Source organism: Flavobacterium pectinovorum (genome assembly GCF_022802975.1).
Lineage (GTDB): Bacteria > Bacteroidota > Bacteroidia > Flavobacteriales > Flavobacteriaceae > Flavobacterium > Flavobacterium pectinovorum_B.
This window is the reverse complement of sequence record NZ_JAFEVZ010000006.1, coordinates 238,766-258,523: the sequence shown is the minus strand read 5'-3', so window position 1 is coordinate 258,523 and position 19,758 is coordinate 238,766. Positions and strand designations below refer to the sequence as shown.

The 19,758-nt window shown below is 34.9% G+C and carries 16 protein-coding genes; 3 read left to right on the top strand and 13 right to left on the bottom strand.

Annotation, left to right across the window (positions count from 1 at the left end):
- Positions 1-258: 258 nt before the first annotated feature.
- From FLV_RS11145 to dinB, 3 genes are all read left to right on the top strand, one after another.
- Entirely contained in the window at positions 259-873 is a 615-nt protein-coding gene (locus FLV_RS11145; RefSeq protein WP_243233878.1) for a hypothetical protein, read from the top strand.
- Positions 866-4,228, top strand: a complete 3,363-nt coding sequence (gene mfd, locus FLV_RS11140) for a transcription-repair coupling factor (protein ID WP_243233876.1) — start codon at positions 866-868, stop codon at positions 4,226-4,228. The genes FLV_RS11145 and mfd overlap by 8 nt, the downstream gene beginning before the upstream one ends.
- Positions 4,229-5,078: 850 nt before the next feature.
- Entirely contained in the window at positions 5,079-6,161 is a 1,083-nt protein-coding gene (gene dinB / locus FLV_RS11135; protein WP_243233869.1) for a DNA polymerase IV, read from the top strand.
- A gap of 84 nt (positions 6,162-6,245) precedes the next feature.
- Here dinB and FLV_RS11130 read toward each other — a convergent pair whose 3' ends face one another.
- The 13 genes from FLV_RS11130 to FLV_RS11070 form a co-directional block, all read right to left on the bottom strand.
- A complete protein-coding gene (locus FLV_RS11130) occupies positions 6,246-7,019 on the bottom strand; it encodes a Bax inhibitor-1/YccA family protein (protein ID WP_243233865.1) in 774 nt (257 codons plus the stop codon).
- Positions 7,020-7,182: 163 nt separating this feature from the next.
- Positions 7,183-8,574 carry an NADH-quinone oxidoreductase subunit N gene (locus tag FLV_RS11125; RefSeq protein WP_243233863.1) on the bottom strand — a complete coding sequence of 464 codons (1,392 nt, stop codon included), beginning with the start codon at positions 8,572-8,574 and terminating at the stop codon, positions 7,183-7,185.
- A gap of 136 nt (positions 8,575-8,710) precedes the next feature.
- On the bottom strand, positions 8,711-10,153 hold the full coding sequence (locus tag FLV_RS11120) for a NuoM family protein (RefSeq protein ID WP_243233862.1): 1,443 nt from the start codon (positions 10,151-10,153) through the stop codon (positions 8,711-8,713).
- Positions 10,154-10,163: 10 nt separating this feature from the next.
- Positions 10,164-12,047, bottom strand: coding sequence for an NADH-quinone oxidoreductase subunit L (gene nuoL, locus FLV_RS11115; RefSeq protein WP_243233860.1), 1,884 nt, complete (start codon positions 12,045-12,047; stop codon positions 10,164-10,166).
- A 6-nt stretch (positions 12,048-12,053) separates the two neighbouring features.
- Complete coding sequence (nuoK, locus tag FLV_RS11110) at positions 12,054-12,374, bottom strand: NADH-quinone oxidoreductase subunit NuoK (RefSeq protein WP_017494599.1); 321 nt, start codon at positions 12,372-12,374, stop codon at positions 12,054-12,056.
- Positions 12,374-12,913: an NADH-quinone oxidoreductase subunit J gene (locus FLV_RS11105; RefSeq protein ID WP_243233856.1), complete on the bottom strand. Its 540-nt coding sequence runs from the start codon at positions 12,911-12,913 to the stop codon at positions 12,374-12,376. The genes nuoK and FLV_RS11105 overlap by 1 nt, the downstream gene beginning before the upstream one ends.
- Positions 12,914-13,459, bottom strand: coding sequence for a NuoI/complex I 23 kDa subunit family protein (locus tag FLV_RS11100; protein WP_243233854.1), 546 nt, complete (start codon positions 13,457-13,459; stop codon positions 12,914-12,916).
- A 155-nt stretch (positions 13,460-13,614) separates the two neighbouring features.
- Positions 13,615-14,670 carry an NADH-quinone oxidoreductase subunit NuoH gene (nuoH, locus tag FLV_RS11095; RefSeq protein WP_243233853.1) on the bottom strand — a complete coding sequence of 352 codons (1,056 nt, stop codon included), beginning with the start codon at positions 14,668-14,670 and terminating at the stop codon, positions 13,615-13,617.
- 2 nt (positions 14,671-14,672) lie between these two features.
- On the bottom strand, positions 14,673-15,704 hold the full coding sequence (locus FLV_RS11090) for a 2Fe-2S iron-sulfur cluster-binding protein (RefSeq protein WP_078226937.1): 1,032 nt from the start codon (positions 15,702-15,704) through the stop codon (positions 14,673-14,675).
- A 92-nt stretch (positions 15,705-15,796) separates the two neighbouring features.
- Positions 15,797-17,167, bottom strand: coding sequence for an NADH-quinone oxidoreductase subunit NuoF (nuoF, locus tag FLV_RS11085; protein ID WP_243233852.1), 1,371 nt, complete (start codon positions 17,165-17,167; stop codon positions 15,797-15,799).
- 1 nt (position 17,168) lies between these two features.
- Positions 17,169-17,699: a complex I 24 kDa subunit family protein gene (locus FLV_RS11080; protein WP_243233851.1), complete on the bottom strand. Its 531-nt coding sequence runs from the start codon at positions 17,697-17,699 to the stop codon at positions 17,169-17,171.
- A 198-nt stretch (positions 17,700-17,897) separates the two neighbouring features.
- Positions 17,898-19,136 (bottom strand): NADH-quinone oxidoreductase subunit D, encoded by a 1,239-nt coding sequence (locus tag FLV_RS11075; protein WP_243233848.1) that lies wholly within the window; start codon positions 19,134-19,136, stop codon positions 17,898-17,900.
- Between the two features lie 99 nt (positions 19,137-19,235).
- A complete protein-coding gene (locus FLV_RS11070; protein ID WP_243233846.1) occupies positions 19,236-19,757 on the bottom strand; it encodes an NADH-quinone oxidoreductase subunit C in 522 nt (173 codons plus the stop codon).
- Between the last annotated feature and the right edge of the window lies 1 nt (position 19,758).

Sequence of the window (19,758 nt, the reverse complement as noted above, 5' to 3'; positions counted from 1 at the left end):
ATAGATTTTTATATTATTCCTGAATTGATAGCTTGGTGTAGCATTTTATTTTTTTCACAGATTAAAAGAATTATAATGATTTTCAAATTTTGAGCAGAAATAATCTGTGTTAATCCTTTTAATCTGTGGCTGAAAAATTTATGTTAATCTTTGGATTCTATCACCAAAACAGAATTCGTAATTGTAAATTTACTTTGTAACTTTGTAGCTTAATGTTTTTCAAATGAAATTGCCATTAAAAAATAAATTTTTACCTATATGAAATACAAAATAGCTCTTTTTCTACTTTTAATTTTTATGCTGAATTCGTGTCAGGATCAAAATGAAAGACGCATTGCAGAAAATAAAAAAGAAGCAAAAAAGAAAGAAATTATTTTTAATAATATAAATAAAGGCTGGTCTTTTATTGATGAACCCATCAATGAAGTTTCAGAGCAAAATGAAGTTTCCTGGAGTGAATGGCGTGATTTTTTAAAAGAATTAGACGGAAAACCAAAGAAAACAATCGGAGCTTTTCAGAAAAAATCTTCGGCTATTGCAAAAAAAGCAATGGCATTAAACAATAATATACCGGCACAATTTGATCAGCCTCAAATTAAAAGCCGAATTTCCATTTTGATTACCAAAGTAAAAATGATGGATTTATTTATTCATTTACATAAAATTCCCGATGAAAAAGTTACTTTTTTAATTGGAGAAATTAACAAAGAATTGGTGTCTTTGCAAAGACAAATGGACAAAATTGTTCAAAAAAGTAAAATCCCGCAAGAAGAAGGGGAATCCGATTTTTTAAGAATGTTAGATACAGCACGAGCGATTCCAAATTCAGGATCTGTACCTCCAATACAACAAAATTTGCCTAAAGTTGAGTAAAAACGCCTTATATACTACTTACGACAATCTGCCGAAAGCACAGCAGATTGCAGCCAATTTACTGGAAGGAAATCAAGTAAAAATGAATCTTAGCGGATTGTTAGGATCTGCGGTTTCATTTATCATCCGTTCTGTTTTTAAGAAAACCGAACTGCCTTTTTTGATTGTTTTAGACAATAAAGAAGAAGCAGCTTATTATTTGAACGATCTCGAACAAATGATCGGAGAGCAGGATGTGTTGTTTTATCCGGCTTCATTTCGACGTCCGTATCAGGTTGATGAAACAGATAATGCCAATGTTTTGTTGCGTGCCGAGGTTTTAAACCGAATCAATTCCCGTAAAAAACCGGCTATAATCGTCACGTATCCCGAAGCACTTTTTGAGAAAGTAGTTACGCGTCAACAATTAGACAAAAACACATTAAAAGTCGCTCTGAACGATAAAATTTCGATCGATTTTATCAACGAAGTTTTATTTGAATATGAATTTAAAAGAGTCGATTTTATTACAGAACCCGGCGAATTTTCGGTTCGTGGAGGAATCGTAGATGTGTTTTCTTTTTCGAACGATCATCCGTACCGAATTGAGTTTTTTGGTAATGAAGTTGACAGTATCAGAAGTTTTGATGTCGAGACACAGTTGTCTGTCGAAACACACAAAAAAATCACGATTATTCCGAATGTCGAAAACAAGATATTTCAGGAAAACCGTGAAAGCTTTTTAGATTACATTGCTGAGAAAACCGTTATTTTTATCCAAAATACTGACGGGCTTTTTAGCCAGTTAGACAAACAATTTGCAAGGGCAGAAGAAGCCTTTGAGAAACTATCGAAAGAAATAAAACACGCCACGCCGGAGCAATTATTTCTGAATCAGGCGTCATTTATAAAAAGATCATTAGATTTTTCGGTTGTAGAATTATCAAAACCGGTTTATAAAACAGCTAAAAAATTCGAATTTCATATTCAGCCTCAGCCTTCTTTCAACAAACAATTTGATTTGTTACTGAATAATCTGAGCGAAAATCATTTTAACGGATATATTAATTATTTGTTCTGTTCGAATGAGACGCAGGCAAAACGTTTTCATGATATTTTTGAAAGCTTAGATGAAGCCAATTCTGAGAATATTCGAAAACAATATCATACTATTGTATTGCCTTTATATCAGGGTTTTATTGATGAAGAAAATCAAATAACAGCTTATACCGATCATCAGATTTTTGAGCGTTATCATAAATTCAACATCAAAAACGGCTATTCAAAAAAGCAGAATATCACTTTAAAAGAACTAACCGCACTTTCCGTAGGCGATTATGTAACGCATATCGATCACGGAATCGGGAAGTTTGGCGGCTTGCAGAAAATTCAGGTCGAAGGCAAAACGCAGGAAGCCATAAAACTGGTTTATGCCGATAATGATATTGTATATGTAAGCATCCATTCGCTTCATAAAATCTCAAAGTATAACGGAAAAGACGGAACACCACCAAAAATCTATAAATTAGGTTCCAACGCCTGGAAAGTTTTAAAACAAAAAACCAAAGCGCGTGTAAAACATATTGCGTTCAATTTGATTCAGTTGTATGCAAAACGTCGTCTGGAGAAAGGTTTTCAGTTTGCGCCTGACAGTTATTTGCAAAACGAATTAGAAAGTTCGTTTATTTATGAAGATACACCGGACCAGACCAAATCGACAGCAGAAGTAAAAGCCGACATGGAAAGCGATCGCCCTATGGATCGCTTAGTCTGTGGTGACGTAGGTTTTGGTAAAACAGAAGTTGCAATTCGTGCTGCTTTTAAAGCCGTTGACAATAGTAAACAAGTAGCCGTTTTGGTTCCGACCACGATTTTGGCGTACCAGCATTACAGAACTTTTTCGGAACGATTAAAAGATATGCCCGTAACAATTGGGTATTTAAACCGATTCAGAACTGCCAAACAAAAAACACAAACCTTAAAAGATTTAGCCGAGGGAAAACTCGATATCGTAATCGGGACACATCAATTAGTCAATAAAAATGTCGTTTTTAAAGACCTTGGTTTGTTGATTGTCGATGAGGAACAAAAGTTTGGAGTAAACGTAAAAGATAAACTCAAAACGATTGCTGCAAATGTTGACACGTTAACATTAACCGCAACGCCGATTCCGAGAACGTTGCAGTTTTCATTAATGGCAGCTCGCGATTTATCGGTAATTACAACGCCTCCGCCAAATCGTTATCCAATAGAAACAAATGTGGTTGGTTTTAGCGAAGAAGTAATTCGTGACGCAATTTCGTATGAAATTCAGCGAAACGGACAGGTTTTCTTTATAAATAACCGAATCGAAAATATAAAGGAAGTGGCGGGAATGATTCAGCGTTTGGTTCCAAATGCAAGAGTCGGAATTGGTCACGGACAAATGGAAGGTGCTAAACTGGAGGAATTGATGCTAGGTTTCATGAACGGAGATTTTGATGTTTTGGTAGCTACAACCATTATCGAAAGTGGTTTGGATGTTCCAAATGCGAATACGATTTTCATCAATAATGCTAATAATTTCGGATTATCAGATTTGCATCAAATGCGGGGTCGGGTAGGGCGAAGCAATAAAAAAGCATTCTGTTATTTCATCTGTCCACCGTATTCTTCTATGACCGAAGATGCCAGAAAACGTATTCAGGCATTGGAACAATTCAGTGAACTCGGAAGCGGTTTCAACATTGCCATGAAAGATTTGGAGATTCGTGGTGCAGGAGATTTATTGGGTGGTGAACAAAGTGGTTTTATCAACGAAATTGGTTTTGATACGTATCAAAAGATTATGAACGAAGCCATCGAAGAATTAAAGGAAAACGAATTCAAAGATTTATATCCGGAAGAGAACGATGTAGAAACGAAGGAATATGTAAAAGATCTTCAAATCGATACGGACTTTGAATTGTTATTTTCTGATGAATATATCAATAACGTTACTGAGCGTTTGAGCTTGTACAACGAGTTAGGTTCAGTAAAAAACGAAGAAGAACTGGTTCTCTTTCAAAACAAACTAATTGACCGTTTTGGGCCAATACCTCCACGTGCCAATGCGTTGATGAACAGCATTCGCATCAAGTGGATTGCAACCAACATCGGAATCGAAAAACTGGTGATGAAAAAAGGAAAAATGATTGGTTATTTTGTCTCCGATCAACAGTCTGACTATTACCAGTCGAAGCGTTTTCATAAAGTGATTAAATTCGTGCAAACGCACAGTAATATTTGCACCATGAAAGAAAAGCAAACGCCAAACGGTCTACGATTATTGCTGACTTTCGATAATGTAAAATCTACCCGAAGAGCTTTGGAGTTGATGGAGATGTTGGGAGAATAAATTTTAGAGGCAGAATAGCTGAGTTTCAAACACCAACAGTCACGCTATTCCTTCTAAACGTAGTTCACTGAACTCAAATAAAAAATAAGAATTAAGTGAAGTAATCTTTTGCGCCGAACACCGGCACAAAAGGATTTCCAGTCTTATCGGGGCTAGGTTAGAGGTTTAGTAATTTTATTGACCTTCTCAAACGTCTTTTTGAAAAGTAAACATAAAAAGTAAACCCGAATGAAAATTTTCATTCGGGTTTACTTTTTAAACAATATTAATTTGTGTAATTGTGAAATTTAAAAGTTTTTTACTTTAAAGCTTGCTTCATTGATTACCTGTAACAGTAATTTCAAAAAGTAAAAAAATCACCTTGGGAAGGTGATTTAATTGGTCAATTGGTTTTTTGGTTTAGATAGTTCATCATGAACCCAAAATACTTGCATCTATTCTATGCGAGTTTTTTGTTTTCTGATAGTATTTATAGAGATGCCGAGTCCATTATGATTTCTTTCTTAAGAACTCATGCCTTTCTTTCATGATATTTAATTTTTTCTGCTTGTGATTTTCAATTCACTTTACCAAATGTCTGGTGTAATTCATTTCTGTATGGCAAATATATAAAAATATTTTTCTCAATTATAGATATGTAAAAAAACTTATTTTATTTTTTTTATCCGTATTTTTTTTAATAATTAAAATTAATACTTAATTTATTAAGATATTTCAAATGTAGCTATTTCTTTTTTTGATCATGGAGAAACGTCGTTATCAGGAATTAAATAAAAATTTCAATTTACTATAAAAAACATTTGATAAATTTTGATGGCTCAGTTTGCCAGTTCTTCTTTAAATTTGTGTCATGTCTGAAACTCCAATTTATCGAAAAATAATCCATATCGATATGGATGCTTTTTATGCTTCGGTAGAGCAAATGGATAATCCTGCTTTGCGAGGAAAGCCTATCGCTGTGGGTGGTTCAGAAAATCGTGGAGTGGTTTCTGCAGCAAGTTACGAAGCACGAAAATTTGGTGTCAGAAGTGCCATAAGCGGTGTTTTGGCCAAAAAATATTGTCCTGAAATTATATTTGTCCGGCCTCGTTTTGATCGTTACAAAGAAATTTCGTCTAAGATTCATAAAATCTTTCATGAATACACAGATTTGGTGGAACCGCTTTCGCTTGATGAAGCTTATCTAGATGTAACGCAGAATAAAAAAGGAAATCCAAGTGCATCGTTATTGGCTCAGGAAATTCGATTACGAATTTTAAACGAAGTTGGTCTTACAGCTTCAGCAGGAATTTCTGTGAATAAATTCGTAGCCAAAATTGCGAGCGATTACAATAAGCCCAACGGACAAAAAACGGTGAATCCTGATGAGGTAATTCCTTTTTTAGAAGAATTGCCTATTCGAAAGTTTTACGGAGTCGGAAAAGTCACTACAGAAAAAATGTACCAGTTCGGCATTTTTACAGGATTGGATTTAAAAGGCAAATCACTGGAATTTCTGGAAAAATACTTTGGAAAATCAGGAAAATTTTATTTCCATGTGGTTAGAGGAATTCATAACAGTGAAGTCAAACCTTCCCGAAATACTAAATCTGTTGCCTCTGAACATACTTTTGATGTGAATCTTACTTCGGAAATTTTTATGCTGGAACAACTTGAGAAAATTGCAGCTTCGTTGGAAAAACGATTAAAAAGATACAATGTTTCAGGAAAGACTGTTACACTTAAAATTAAGTACAGCGATTTTTCACAGCAAACCAGAAGTAAAACGTTACTCTATTTTATTTCGGATAAAAGTTTGATACTAGAAACAGTAGAAGAATTATTGTATCAGGAACGTATGAAAAACTCTGTGAGGCTGTTGGGAATATCCTTAAGTAATTTGAATACAGAACAAAAAAAAGCGGTTGTAGTGCAGTTAAAATTCGCTTTTTGATAATGATAATTTTGATTATAAGTTACATAAAAAAAAGCCTTTTTGAATTACAAAAAGGCTTTCATATTTTAAATGGAAAAGAAATTAATCTTTACTTGCAAATTTTGATAACAATCTCAGGAATTCAATGTACAACCAAACTAAGGTAATCATTAATCCCATAGCGCCATACCATTCCATGAATTTTGGCATTCTTTCCTGAACTCCTTTTTCAATCTGGTCAAAGTCTAAAAACAGGTTTAATGCGGCAACAATGATTACAAAAACACTGATTCCGATACTCATCATTGAATTTCCGTGATGAACAGGAGTGAAGCTTGTGAACATAGATACAATCCACGAAATTAAATAGTATGTTGCAATCGCTAATGTGGCTGCAATTACTACTGATCTGAATTGTTCGTTAACCTTTACAATCTTAAATTTATATAATCCCAGACAAACTAAAAATGTGACTAAAGTTGCTCCAACAGCGTTAATTACAATTCCGGGAAATTTAGCTTCGAAAATGGCAGAAATACCTCCGATAAACAAACCTTCAAATATAGCATAACCTGGAGCCAAATAAGGAGAAAGCTGAGGTTTGAAAGCTGAAATTAATACCAAAATAAAACCAATAATCGCACCTCCAATTGCTAATGGCAACGGATTCATTTGATTAAAAGCCATCCACCATGTTACCATTGCTGAACCGCATAATAATAAAAATAAAATTGCTGTTTTATTGATTGTACCCGAGATGCTCATTTCCTGATCATAATCAATAATTTGTGCTTGGTGTACTTCTTCAGCCTTAGAAACAGCGTTTGATGAAAAACGTTTGTCGCTTAAAAACGGATTTTTTGAATTGAAGTTCATAGTTTTAATACATTTATTTGTACTCAAATATATGGAGTTTTTTTGAAGCGCAATTGTTTCTGTAAAATTTTTAACATGATTTTTTCTTCTCAAAAAAACGGGTTCAAATAAAAAATCCATCAAAAGTAACTCTTGATGGATTTGTATTTATAATAATGGTTTTTTAATTCAATAAGTCTAAAACTAATGATGGAAATAAACCTAGAATAATATTTAATGCAATAGAAATAATTGCAACTGCATAAATAATAAAAGGTTTTCCGGTACGTTCCTGATTTGGTTCTTTTGAATACATTGCTAATATCAGTTTGAAATAATAGCCAACACTAATAATAGAATTAACAACAGCTACTATTACTAAAGCAATATAACCAGCCTGAATAGTTTGATTGAACAAGAATAATTTTGCAAAGAATCCGGAGAAAATCGGGATACCTGCCATAGATAATAGAGAACCTGTTAAAATTGCGGCTAACAACGGATTCGTTTTTCCTAAACCGTGAAAATTTGTAATATCTTCGTTATTCTGATTTTTGCAAACGTATAAAATTACACTAAAAGCTGCGATACCGGCCAAAGCATAAGCTGCTGTATAATATAATAAAACTCCCGCAGAAGTTGCAACAGTTAAGAAAGTCATTAACATAAAACCTGCATGAGAAATCCCTGAGAAAGCCAGCATACGTTTTACATTTACCTGACGCAATGCCATAATGTTACCAACGGTCATAGAAGCAATTGAAATGATTACAATAATATTTTCGAAAGTATTTAAATGATCCTGATTTTCTAATGACGGTATTAAATTTAAACCTGAAATTAATTTGAATAGAGTTGCAATGGCTACGACTTTTGCCAAAGTACTCATCAACGCAGTGGTTAAGGCAGGTGACCCTTCATAAACATCCGGAGCCCAAAAATGAAAAGGAACTGCGGCTATCTTAAATAACATTCCGATTGTTACTAAAATCATCCCTATAGGAAACCAGATTGGCAATTCGGCAGATAAAGAATATTCGCTGATTTCAACTACATCAAAACTTCCCATTGCTCCATAAATCAAACAAATTCCGAATAAGATAATTCCTGATGCAAATGATCCCATCAAAAAGTATTTCATACCTGCTTCGTTGCTTTTGAGGTTCAAACGTTCGCTTGCAGCAAGAATATATAGTGCAATTGATAAAATTTCAATTCCTAAGAAAAACATCGCTAAGTTTCCAAAAGAAACCATGGCAACTGCTCCTGCTAATAAGAATACTTTTATGGCAATAAAATCAGAAATTTTTGTCTGATGATTTTCATAAAAATTATGGCTTAACGCTACAAGAAAAATAGTTAAGATGATAAACAATGATGAAAATGCAGTAGAGAATTTACTCACTGTTATCATATTATCGTAGTAACTTTCTGTTGATCCGAATTCATAAAAATTTAGCGCCAATACACCCAATAAACCTAAAATGGTAAACGGAACGATGCCTTTTCTAAAATTTAGAATTTCAAACAATAGGCAGAAAACACCTAATCCTGTTATAGCTATTAATGTATTCATTTTTGTTTTTTTGATTTAGGAAATCTAAAACGCCCTAATTTATTTTATTTAAAATATATTTTTACTTTTTTAAGTTTAACTTTTTAATCAATAGAAAAATCTGAAATCAAAAATTGTTAATCCTTACTCTAAAATCTTAATTTTTATTGATAACGTTTAAAATCGTTTCTAAACTTGGTGTAATCAAATCTGTAATTGGTTTTGGATATAAACCAAAGACTAATAAAACAGCAATGATTATAGCAAATGAAATTCCTTCGTTAAGCGTAACATCAGCAAAAGTCTTAGAATTGGTTTCGCCTAACATTACATGTTGGAACATCCTTAACATATAGTAAGCTCCTAAAATAATAGTTGTTCCCCCAAGAACAGCAAACCAGATATTGATTTGAGAAAGACTGTATAAAACTGTAAATTCTCCAACAAAGTTAAATGTACCAGGTAAAGCAACAGAGGCTAAAACCAAAATTAAAAACATGGAGGTAAATTTAGGAGACTGCGTACGGATTCCGCCCAATTTAGCAATTTCTCTTGTTTCAAATCTTCTAAAAATTACTTCAGCAGCGTAGAATAAACCAACCACTACAAAACCGTGAGCGATCATTTGTAAAACAGCACCACGTAAACCATCAAGGGTCAAAGTATATGTACCAGCCGCAATTAATCCAACGTGTGCAAGAGATGAATAAGCCAATAATTTTTTCAAATCTTTTTGTCTTAAAGCTACAATGGATCCGTAGATAACTCCAGCAATTCCTAAAGCAATAAAAATATCCATGTATTCTTTTGCAGCAAGAGGTGCGATCGGTAATTGCCAGCGAATCACACTGTATAATCCCATTTTTAGCATGATACCGGATAAAAGCATGGTTCCAACAGTTGGCGCTTTTTGGTACACATTTGCCTGCCAGGTGTGGAAAGGAATAATTGGAATTTTAATCGCATAAGCTAAAAAGAAAGCTAAGAAAATCCAGAATTGCTCGCAAGCAGATAATTCAACTTTATACAAATCTTCGATTAAGAAGCTTCCGTTTGCTTTTTGAGATAAATAAATAAATGCAGTTAGCATGAATAAAGAACCTGCAAGCGTATAAATAAAGAATTTTACCACTGCTTTTCTGCGTTCGTCAGCATCTCCGTTACCCCAGATAAGAGCAATAAAGTAAATTGGAATAAGAGCCAACTCCCAGAAAATATAATATAAAAGACCATCAGCCGCAAGGAAAGTTCCTGTCATTGCAAATGCCATAAATAAAATTAGAGCATAAAAACCTTTTGCATTTTTATATTCATTTCCAAAAGAAGAAAATATAATAATTGGGGTTAAAGCTACAGTAAGAAGAAGCATAGCAATGGCCAGCCCGTCAGCATTTAGCGCAAATGAAATTTTAGGTTGATTAATCCAGGCATTGATAAGGCTGATATTTTCACCGGCATTAAAATGGTTTAGCAATACAACCGAATAGCCCAAAGCTGCCAAACTAAAGAACAAAGCTACTTTTGAAGCGAGTTTGTCACCAGAGAAATAGGTGATAAAGGCACCAACTAAAAGAATAATTAATATAAGAGAAACGTTCATAGTTATAAAATTATTGAGCTAAAAATATATAAGATACAATGGCGCAAAGACCTAATACGAAAGCAAAAAGATATAATCCGATACTTCCGGTTTGTATTTTTTTACCTTGAAAAGCTAATTCGTTAGCTGCTTTTCCTAATCCAAAAACAAGTGCAGATAAGCCAGTTTCGATGTAGTCTCTAAAGAATCGTGATAATCCGTTTACAGAACGAACAAATAGGACATCATAAGCTTCATCTACATAATATTTGTTATATAAAACTTTTGCTACACCAGTAATGTTTTCATCAGATTCAGGAACATTATCTTGTTTGAAATATTTGATGTACGCAATTAATATACCTAATAATCCGCCTAAAACAGCAACTCCCATTAAGGTATATTCAGTTGGTCCTAAATGATGTTCTTCGCCAGCCACTTTAGTGAAAAGGGGAGCAAGATATTCATTTAACCAGCTGTGTCCCGGTAAACTAATCAATCCGCCAAAAGTTGCTAAAATTGCTAAAATGATTAATGGAATAGTAATTAAGGCACCACTTTCGTGTAAATGATGTTTTTGTTCTTCGGTTCCTCTAAATTCTTTGAAGAAAGTCAGGAACATCAATCGGAACATATAGAAAGCTGTCATGATTGAAGCAATCGATCCCACAACATATAAAGGAATACTGTGGTGGAAAGCTGTCAATAAGATTTCATCTTTTGAGAAGAATCCAGAGAAAAATGGAACTCCTGAGATTGCTAATGAAGAAATCAGCATAGTCCAGAACGTAATTGGCATTGCTTTACGCAATCCTCCCATTTTACGCATATCCTGCTCTCCGTGTAATCCGTGAATTACAGAACCTGAACCCAAGAATAAACAAGCTTTAAAGAAAGCATGTGTGATTACGTGGAAAACAGCTACTTCATAAGCTCCAAATCCTAATGCTAAAAACATTAAACCTAATTGAGAAACTGTAGAATAAGCCAATACTTTTTTAATGTCAGTCTGTACTAAACCAATTGTAGCGGCTACTAATGAAGTGATAGCTCCAACAATTGCAATTACAGTTTGTACATCAACAGCCAAATCAAAAACAAAATTTAATCTTGTAACCATGAAAATACCCGCAGTAACCATCGTAGCTGCATGAATCAAAGCAGAAACCGGAGTTGGTCCGGCCATCGCATCAGGCAACCAGGTGTACAGCGGAATTTGAGCAGATTTACCACAAGCTCCAATGAACAAGCATAAGGCCGCTAAAGAAAGTAATGGCAAATTTAAGTTTGAAGCTCCCGTAATTGCCGTTTTTAAAGTTGCATAGTCTAACGTAGAGAACATTGAACCAATAATGAACATACCAATTAAAAGACCTAAATCCCCAATTCTGTTCATGATGAAAGCTTTTTTTGCAGCATCATTGTAATCCTGGTTTTTATGCCAGAATCCAATTAACAGGTAAGAACAAAGTCCAACACCTTCCCAACCGATAAATAATACTAATAAGTTGCTTCCAATGACAAGTGTAATCATAAAGAACACGAACAGATTCAAATAGGCAAAAAACTTGTGCATATTTTCATCATCATGCATGTAACTGATAGAGTATAAGTGAATCAAAGATCCAATTCCGGTTACGAACAATAACCAAAGAACAGATAACTGATCTAATAAAAAGCCAAGATTGATCTTTAAGTTACTAATCTGAATCCAGTCAAATAAAGTAACTTCAATCGCTTTTCCGGTTGAAGTTATTTGATTAAAAAGTACAAGAGTAACAATGAAAGAAATTGCTACAGCTAAGGTACCGATGGCTCCTGAAGCTGTTTTGCCTAAGCTCTTTCCGAAGAAAACATTAATTAAAAATCCTAAAAAAGGAGTTAGTACTAAAAGTAAAGCTAAATTGGTATCCATTTCCATTTATCCTTTTAAGTTTTTTAAATTATCGATACTAATCGAACCTAAATTTCTAAAGATCGAAACTAAAATAGCCAATCCTACAGCAACTTCTGCTGCTGCAACTGCCATCGAAAAGAACACAAAAACCTGCCCTTGCGCATCCTGATGATAAGTCGAAAAAGCCACAAATAAAAGGTTTACGGCATTCAGCATGATTTCTATAGACATAAAAACGATAATCGCATTTCGCCTGTACAATACACCAAAAATACCAATACAAAAAAGTACAACACTTAAAAAGATGTAATTTTCAATACCTATCTGATTTAATATATTACCCATTATTTATTTAATTTTTCTTTTTTAGACAATAATACTGTTCCAATCATCGCCACTAAAAGCAATATAGAGGCAAATTCAAACGGAACCATGTATTCGTTCAGTAATATTTTACCTAAAACTTTAATAGATTGGAAGTCCTCTCCAGTCGAATCGTATTCACCAACAATTGGTTTCGAATTGATGAAAATTGCAATTAAAACGATTACAATTAAACAGAACGAAACAATTGCACCCAAACGTGTAATCCTTGGGCGATGAACTTCTTTTTGTTCATTCAGGTTCATCAACATGATCGTAAAAAGGAACAAAATCATAATGGCTCCCGAGTAGACTATAATATGTACAATAGCTAAAAACTGAGCATTTAATAACAAATAATGACCTGCAATCGAGAAGAAACAAATCACTAAGTAAATTGCAGAGTGAATTGGATTTCGGCTAAAAATGGTTAAAAAGGCAGTAATTACCGTGATAAACGCTAAGAAACAAAATATAACTTGTATAGTTGTTGCGTGTGCAAAATCAGGAATATGTATCATTTAGTTAGCATTATTAAGTTGAGCATTTTTGATAGCCACATCAAGAGGCATCACTAATCTGTCTTTTCCAAAAATAAAATCTTCTCTTTCATAACTGGAAGGAACCAATACTTTCGAAGTCGTCAAATAAATAGCATCTTTCGGACAGGCTTCTTCACACAATCCGCAGAAAATACAACGCAGCATATTGATTTCATAAATCTCAGCATATTTTTCCTCTCTGTACAAATGCTTTTCATCAGCTTTACGCTCTCCAGCTTTCATTGTAATCGCTTCTGCAGGGCATGACAAAGCACATAATCCACAGGCGGTACAGTTTTCACGACCTTGTTCATCACGTTTTAACTGGTGTTGACCGCGATACACCGGACTCATTTCACGAACTTGTTCCGGGTAATGAATAGTAGCTTTTTTCTTGAAAAAGTGTTTGATAGTAATCAATAAACCTTTTACAATCGCCACAAGATACAATCGCTCCCAAAAAGTCATCTCTTTGTTAGAGACTAACTTTTTTCTACCCGATAATGATATAGTTTCTATTGACATTTAAAGTATAATTTGTGATTCAATTTGATGATTAGACCAAATCCAATCTATTTCGTTTTTTATTTAGTAGCTAATCCTGCTATCCGCTGTATCTTTTATGGTGAACCCCACCATAAAAGGATGCCGCTTCTATCAGGGCTAGGGCATTACGGTTCTTAGAATCCTAAAGCGGCTGCGATATCGTGTCTTAAAATAACAGCACCCGTAATCATGATATTAATTATAGAAAGCGGAATCAAAATTCGCCATCCCAAATTCATCAACTGGTCATATCTAAATCTCGGAATCGTCCAGCGAACCCACATATAGAAAAAGATCCAGAAACATATTTTAGCAAATAAAACTGCTATTCCTAATACGTTTGCTGTGTTGATACCTACATTTTCTACCATCCACTGCATTCCGGGATAATTGTACCCTCCAAAAAACAATACCGAGATAATAGTCGCAGATATAAACATATTGGCATATTCAGCAAATAAATAGAATCCCATTTTCATAGATGAATATTCAGTATGGTAACCACCAATCAACTCCGATTCACATTCTGCCAAATCAAAAGGAGTTCTATTGGTTTCTGCAAAAGCACAAATAAGGAAAATAAGGAAAGATAAAGGCTGATAAAAAACATTCCAGTTCATTCCGGCCTGTTGCTCAGAGATTTCTTTTAAACTTAAAGTTCCGGTCATCATCAACAAAGCAATCATTGATAATCCCATGGCGACTTCATAAGAAACCATTTGCGAAGCAGCACGAACCGCTCCCATCAATGAAAATTTATTATTTGAAGCCCATCCGCCAATCATGATTCCGTAAACTCCAACTGAAACAACGCCAAAGAAGTATAATAACGCAATGTTAATATCAGTAGCCTGTAATAAAATATCTCTTCCAAAAAGATGCAATCTGTCTCCCCACGGAATTACCGCACTGGTCATCAAAGCGGTACTCATGGCAATTGCCGGTCCGACAACGAATAAAAATCTATTTGGTGTATTTGGGAAAAATTCTTCTTTCGAAAATAATTTCAAACCATCAGCAAGAGGCTGTAATAATCCGCCCCATCCAGCGCGGTTTGGTCCTACACGATCCTGAAGGAAAGCAGCAACTTTACGTTCTGCCCAGGTAGAATACATGGCCATAATCATCGTTACGGCAAAAACCACTACAATAACAACACTTTTCTCTATAATAAATGCACTATCTACCATGTTTAAGAATTTTTGTTGTTAGTGTTCAACGGAATTTCGGCCATACTAATTTTTTTACGGTCTACATCTCTTCCTAAAAGGATATTCTTTTCGGTGTCGATTTGTACTTTCTCTAATTTTTGAGTGTAGTTGTTTTGGTTGATAACAGAATCTTTTTCAAATTCTCTTGGTCCTTCAATAACCCAGTCATTAACATCTTTATGATCAAAACGACAGCTGTTGCAGATGAATTCTTCCACTTCATGGTACTCATCTTTACGACCCGTTACGCGCTGAATTTCGCCTCCAAACATCCAAACGGTTGTTTTACCGCAACATCCGGGAGTTGTACATTCTCTGTGTGCGTTATAAGGTTTGTTGAACCACACTCTTGATTTAAAACGGAAAGTTTTATCTGTTAAAGCACCAACCGGGCAAACGTCAATCATGTTTCCGGAGAATTCATTGTCGATAGCTTTTGAGATTCCTGTTGAAATATTAGCGTGGTCTCCACGGTCTAATACGCCGTGAACTCTGTTGTCTGTCAATTGATCTGCAACCTGTACGCATCTTTGACATAAAATGCAACGGTTCATATGCAGTTGAATATTCGGACCGATATCTTCCGGTTCGAATGTTCTTTTCTCTTCGATATAACGTGATTTTGGATTTCCGTGTTCGAAACTTAAATTCTGTAAATCACATTCTCCGGCCTGATCACAAATAGGACAGTCCAGTGGGTGATTAATCAATAAAAATTCGGTCACAGATTTACGGGCTTCTGTTACTCGGTCAGAAGATTTGCTGTTTACTTCCATTCCGTCCATACAGCCGGTTACACAAGATGCCATTAATTTTGGCATTGGTCTTGGATCCGCTTCACTTCCTTTTGAAACTTCCACTAAACAACAACGGCATTTTCCGCCGCTCCCTTTTAATTTTGAGTAATAACACATGGCTGGCGGAACTAAATCCCCTCCAATCATACGCGCCGCCTGCAGGATGGTAGTTCCTGGTTCTACGTCAATACTTTGACCGTCTATGGTTACTTTCATCTCTCTTAATGATTTGAATGTCGAAAGTTTAGCTATTCAAAAGATTTGCTGTCCTTTTAATAATATGACTTCGTAATTCTTTTATATTTTTATTATACGATTATTTTACCGCCAACCAAATGCTTTACTTGCGAAAATGGTTCAGCTACAAAATGATCTCTGTGTTTTATTTTTTCAGGGAAACGAACGTGATACTCAAATTCATCTCTAAAATGACGGATAGCTGCTGCCACCGGCCATGAAGCCGCATCACCAAGAGGACAAATCGTATTTCCTTCGATTTTACTTTGAATACTCCATAACAATTCGATATCCTCTTCACGGCCGTGACCGTTTTCAATACGATGTAATATTTTTTCTAACCATCCGGTTCCTTCACGGCATGGTGTACATTGCCCACAAGATTCGTGATGGTAAAAACGGGCAAAATTCCATGTATTTCTCACTATACAGGATGTGTCGTTGTACACGATAAAGCCTCCTGAACCTAACATTGATCCGGTAGCAAAACCACCATCACTCAAAGATTCGTAAGACATTAATCGGTCTTCACCGTTTGCTGTTTTAAAAATTAATTCAGCCGGTAAAATTGGCACAGAAGATCCTCCCGGTACTAAAGCTTTCAAGGGTCTGCTTGAAGACATTCCACCTAAATATTCATCAGAATTCATAAACTCATCAACAGATAATCCTAATTCAATTTCGTAAACTCCAGGATTTTTGATGTGCCCTGAAGCCGAGATTAATTTAGTTCCTGTAGAACGTCCAATTCCAATTTTAGCATACTCATCACCGGAATTGTTGATAATCCAAGGCACAGCGGCAATAGTCTCCACATTGTTAACCACAGTTGGATTTGCCCAAAGACCTGATACAGCCGGGAAAGGTGGTTTAATACGAGGATTTCCTCTTTTACCTTCCAGTGATTCAATAAGTGCAGTTTCTTCTCCACAAATATAAGCTCCTGCTCCGCAGTGAACATATAAATCTAAGTCGTAACCTGTACCTAATATATTTTTTCCTAACCAACCTGCAGCTCTTGCTTCGTTGATTGCTTTTTCTAAAATTTTGAAAACCCACATGTATTCTCCACGAATGTAGATGTAGGATAGGTTTGCGCCCAAAGCAAAACTTGAGGTAATCATTCCTTCAATCAACAAGTGAGGAATAAATTCCATCAAATAACGATCTTTAAAAGTACCCGGTTCAGATTCATCGGCATTACAAACCAAATGTCTTGGTTTTCCTGATTTTTTATCAATAAAACTCCATTTCATTCCCGCCGGGAAACCTGCTCCACCACGACCTCTGATTCCTGATTTTTTTACTTCTTCAACAACTTCGTCAGGCGTAAGTGTTTTTAAGGCTTTTTCTACAGAAGCATAACCCCCGTTTTGGCGATACACTTCGTAGGTCTTAATACCCGGAATATTGATTTTGTCTAATAATATTTTTTTTGACATCTTATTTATCGTGTAATATTATTTTATCATCTCTGCAATCAGCGATTAGCTGATCGATTTTATCTTCTGTCAATTTTTCTTTGTAGAAATCACCCAACTGCATCATCGGAGCGTATCCACAGGCACCTAAACATTCTACACCGGCAATGGTAAACATTCCGTCAGGAGTAGTTTCGCCCATTTTAATGCCTAATTTTTCAGAAGTATAATCCATTAAATTTTCGGCACCATTTAAACAACAACAAGAAGTCTGGCAGAATTCGAACATGTATTTTCCAATTGGCTTTTGGTTGTACATGGTATAAAAAGTAACCACTTCGTAAACCTCAATTGGTTTGATATGTAAAATTTCGGCAACTTTATCCTGCAACTCAATGCTCAGCCAGTTATCATGCGCATCCTGCACTTCGTGCAAAACAGGCAACAGAGCTGATTTTCTTTTGTCTTCAGGATAATGACTGATTAATTCATTGATGCGGTTCATCAATGCTTCAGTCATATTTATTTCTTGTTTGTACTGTTTACGTTCCATTTTTAATTTTAGATTTTAGATTTTAGATTTTAGATTTTTTTAATCGTTGTCTATAATCTATGATTCTTCAATCATTATTTAAGTTTTAGATTCTTCAATCTGAATTTTTCAATTCCTAATTATAATTTTAAATCTAAATTCTAAATCTGCATTCTCAATCAGCAATCTAAAATATACAATCTAAAATATACAATCTTTTTAGGCGTCTAATTCTCCGGCAATTACATTTAAACTTGACAAAATAACAATTGCATCAGATAATAAAGCACCTTTAATCATTTCCGGATAAGCCTGATAATATATAAAGCAAGGTCTTCTGAAATGTAATCTGTATGGCGTTCTGCTTCCGTCTGTGACTAAATAGAATCCGATTTCTCCGTTTCCTCCTTCAACCGGATGATAAATTTCTGCAACCGGTACAGGAACTTCTCCCATGACAATCTTAAAGTGATAAATTAGAGATTCCATTGAAGTGTATACATCTTCTTTTGGAGGAAGGTAATAATCCGGAACTTCTGCATGGTATTCGTTTCCAGCCGGCATTTTATCCAAAGCCTGACGAATAATGCTTAAACTTTCCCAAACCTCGGCATTACGAACACAGAAACGATCATAAGTGTCTCCTGATTTTCCAACAGGAACAATAAAATCGAAATCTTCGTAAGAGGAGTAAGGATGCGCAACACGAACGTCGTAATCTACTCCCGCAGCACGTAAGTTTGGACCAGTAAATCCGTATGCCATTGCTTGTTCAGCAGAAATAGCTCCAACGTTTACAGTTCTGTCAATAAAAATTCTGTTTCTTTCGAATAAGTTTTCGAATTCTTTCCATGCAATAGGAAATTCTTCAAGGAAAGTTTCTATTTTTTTGAAAGCTTCCGGAGACCAGTCTCTTTCAAATCCACCAATTCTTCCCATATTGGTTGTTAAACGAGCTCCACAAATTTCTTCATAAATCTCGTAAACTTTTTCTCTAAATTGAAAAACGTATAAGAAACCGGTATATGCACCGGTATCTACACCCAGAATCGAATTACAGATTAAATGGTCTGTAATACGCGCCAACTCCATAACGATAACTCTTAAATATTGTGCTCTTTTTGGAACTTCAATACCTAACAATTTTTCTAAAGTCATCCACCATCCCATATTATTGATAGGAGAGGAGCAATAGTTCATACGGTCTGTAAGAGGAGTAATTTGGTAAAAAGGACGATTTTCGGCAATTTTTTCGAAAGCTCTGTGGATGTAACCAATAGTTGGTTCAGCCTCAAGAATTCTTTCTCCATCCATCAACAGGATATTCTGAAAAATTCCGTGCGTAGCAGGGTGAGTAGGTCCTAAATTCAGTACCGAAAGCTCGCTTCCGTCTTCGTTTAGTTTCTCCTTTATTATTTTAGCATATCGATGCTCTGGTGATAATAATAGTTCTGACATCTTTAATTAAAAATTGATAATTGATAATTGATTCTTTTCCAATTAACTATTAATTTTTGTTTTTATATTATGTAATAATTATCAATTATAAATTGTTAATTATGCATTGATTGTTGTTCTTCCAAAGAATCTGTCGTCTTTATCTGTTCTTCCGCTGTCTTCCATTGGGAATTCTTTTCGCATCGGGAAAGAAACCATTTCATCCATATTCAAAATACGTTTCAATTGAGGGTGACCAATAAAGTTTATCCCAAAGAAATCGTATGTTTCTCTTTCCATCCAGTTTGAACTCAGGAAAATATTTGATATCGTTTTGATTTCAGGTTTTTCGCCGTTAAGGAATACTTTTATTCGAATACGTTTGTTTTCGTACCAGTTGTGCAGATGATATACAATGGCAAACTGACGTTCTGATTCGTTATCGGGATAGTGAATACCGCATAAATCAGTTAAAAAGTGGAAACGTAAATCGGCGTCATTTTTCAGGAAAAGAATCAGGGCTGTAATTTTATCAGCAGAAGTTTCAAATGAGAAAATATCTCTTTCTTGTTGAAAGTTAAAAACATTAGTATCAAATGTTTCGATAAGTTTGTCCTGAATCAGGGTGTTTTCTAAAGCCATC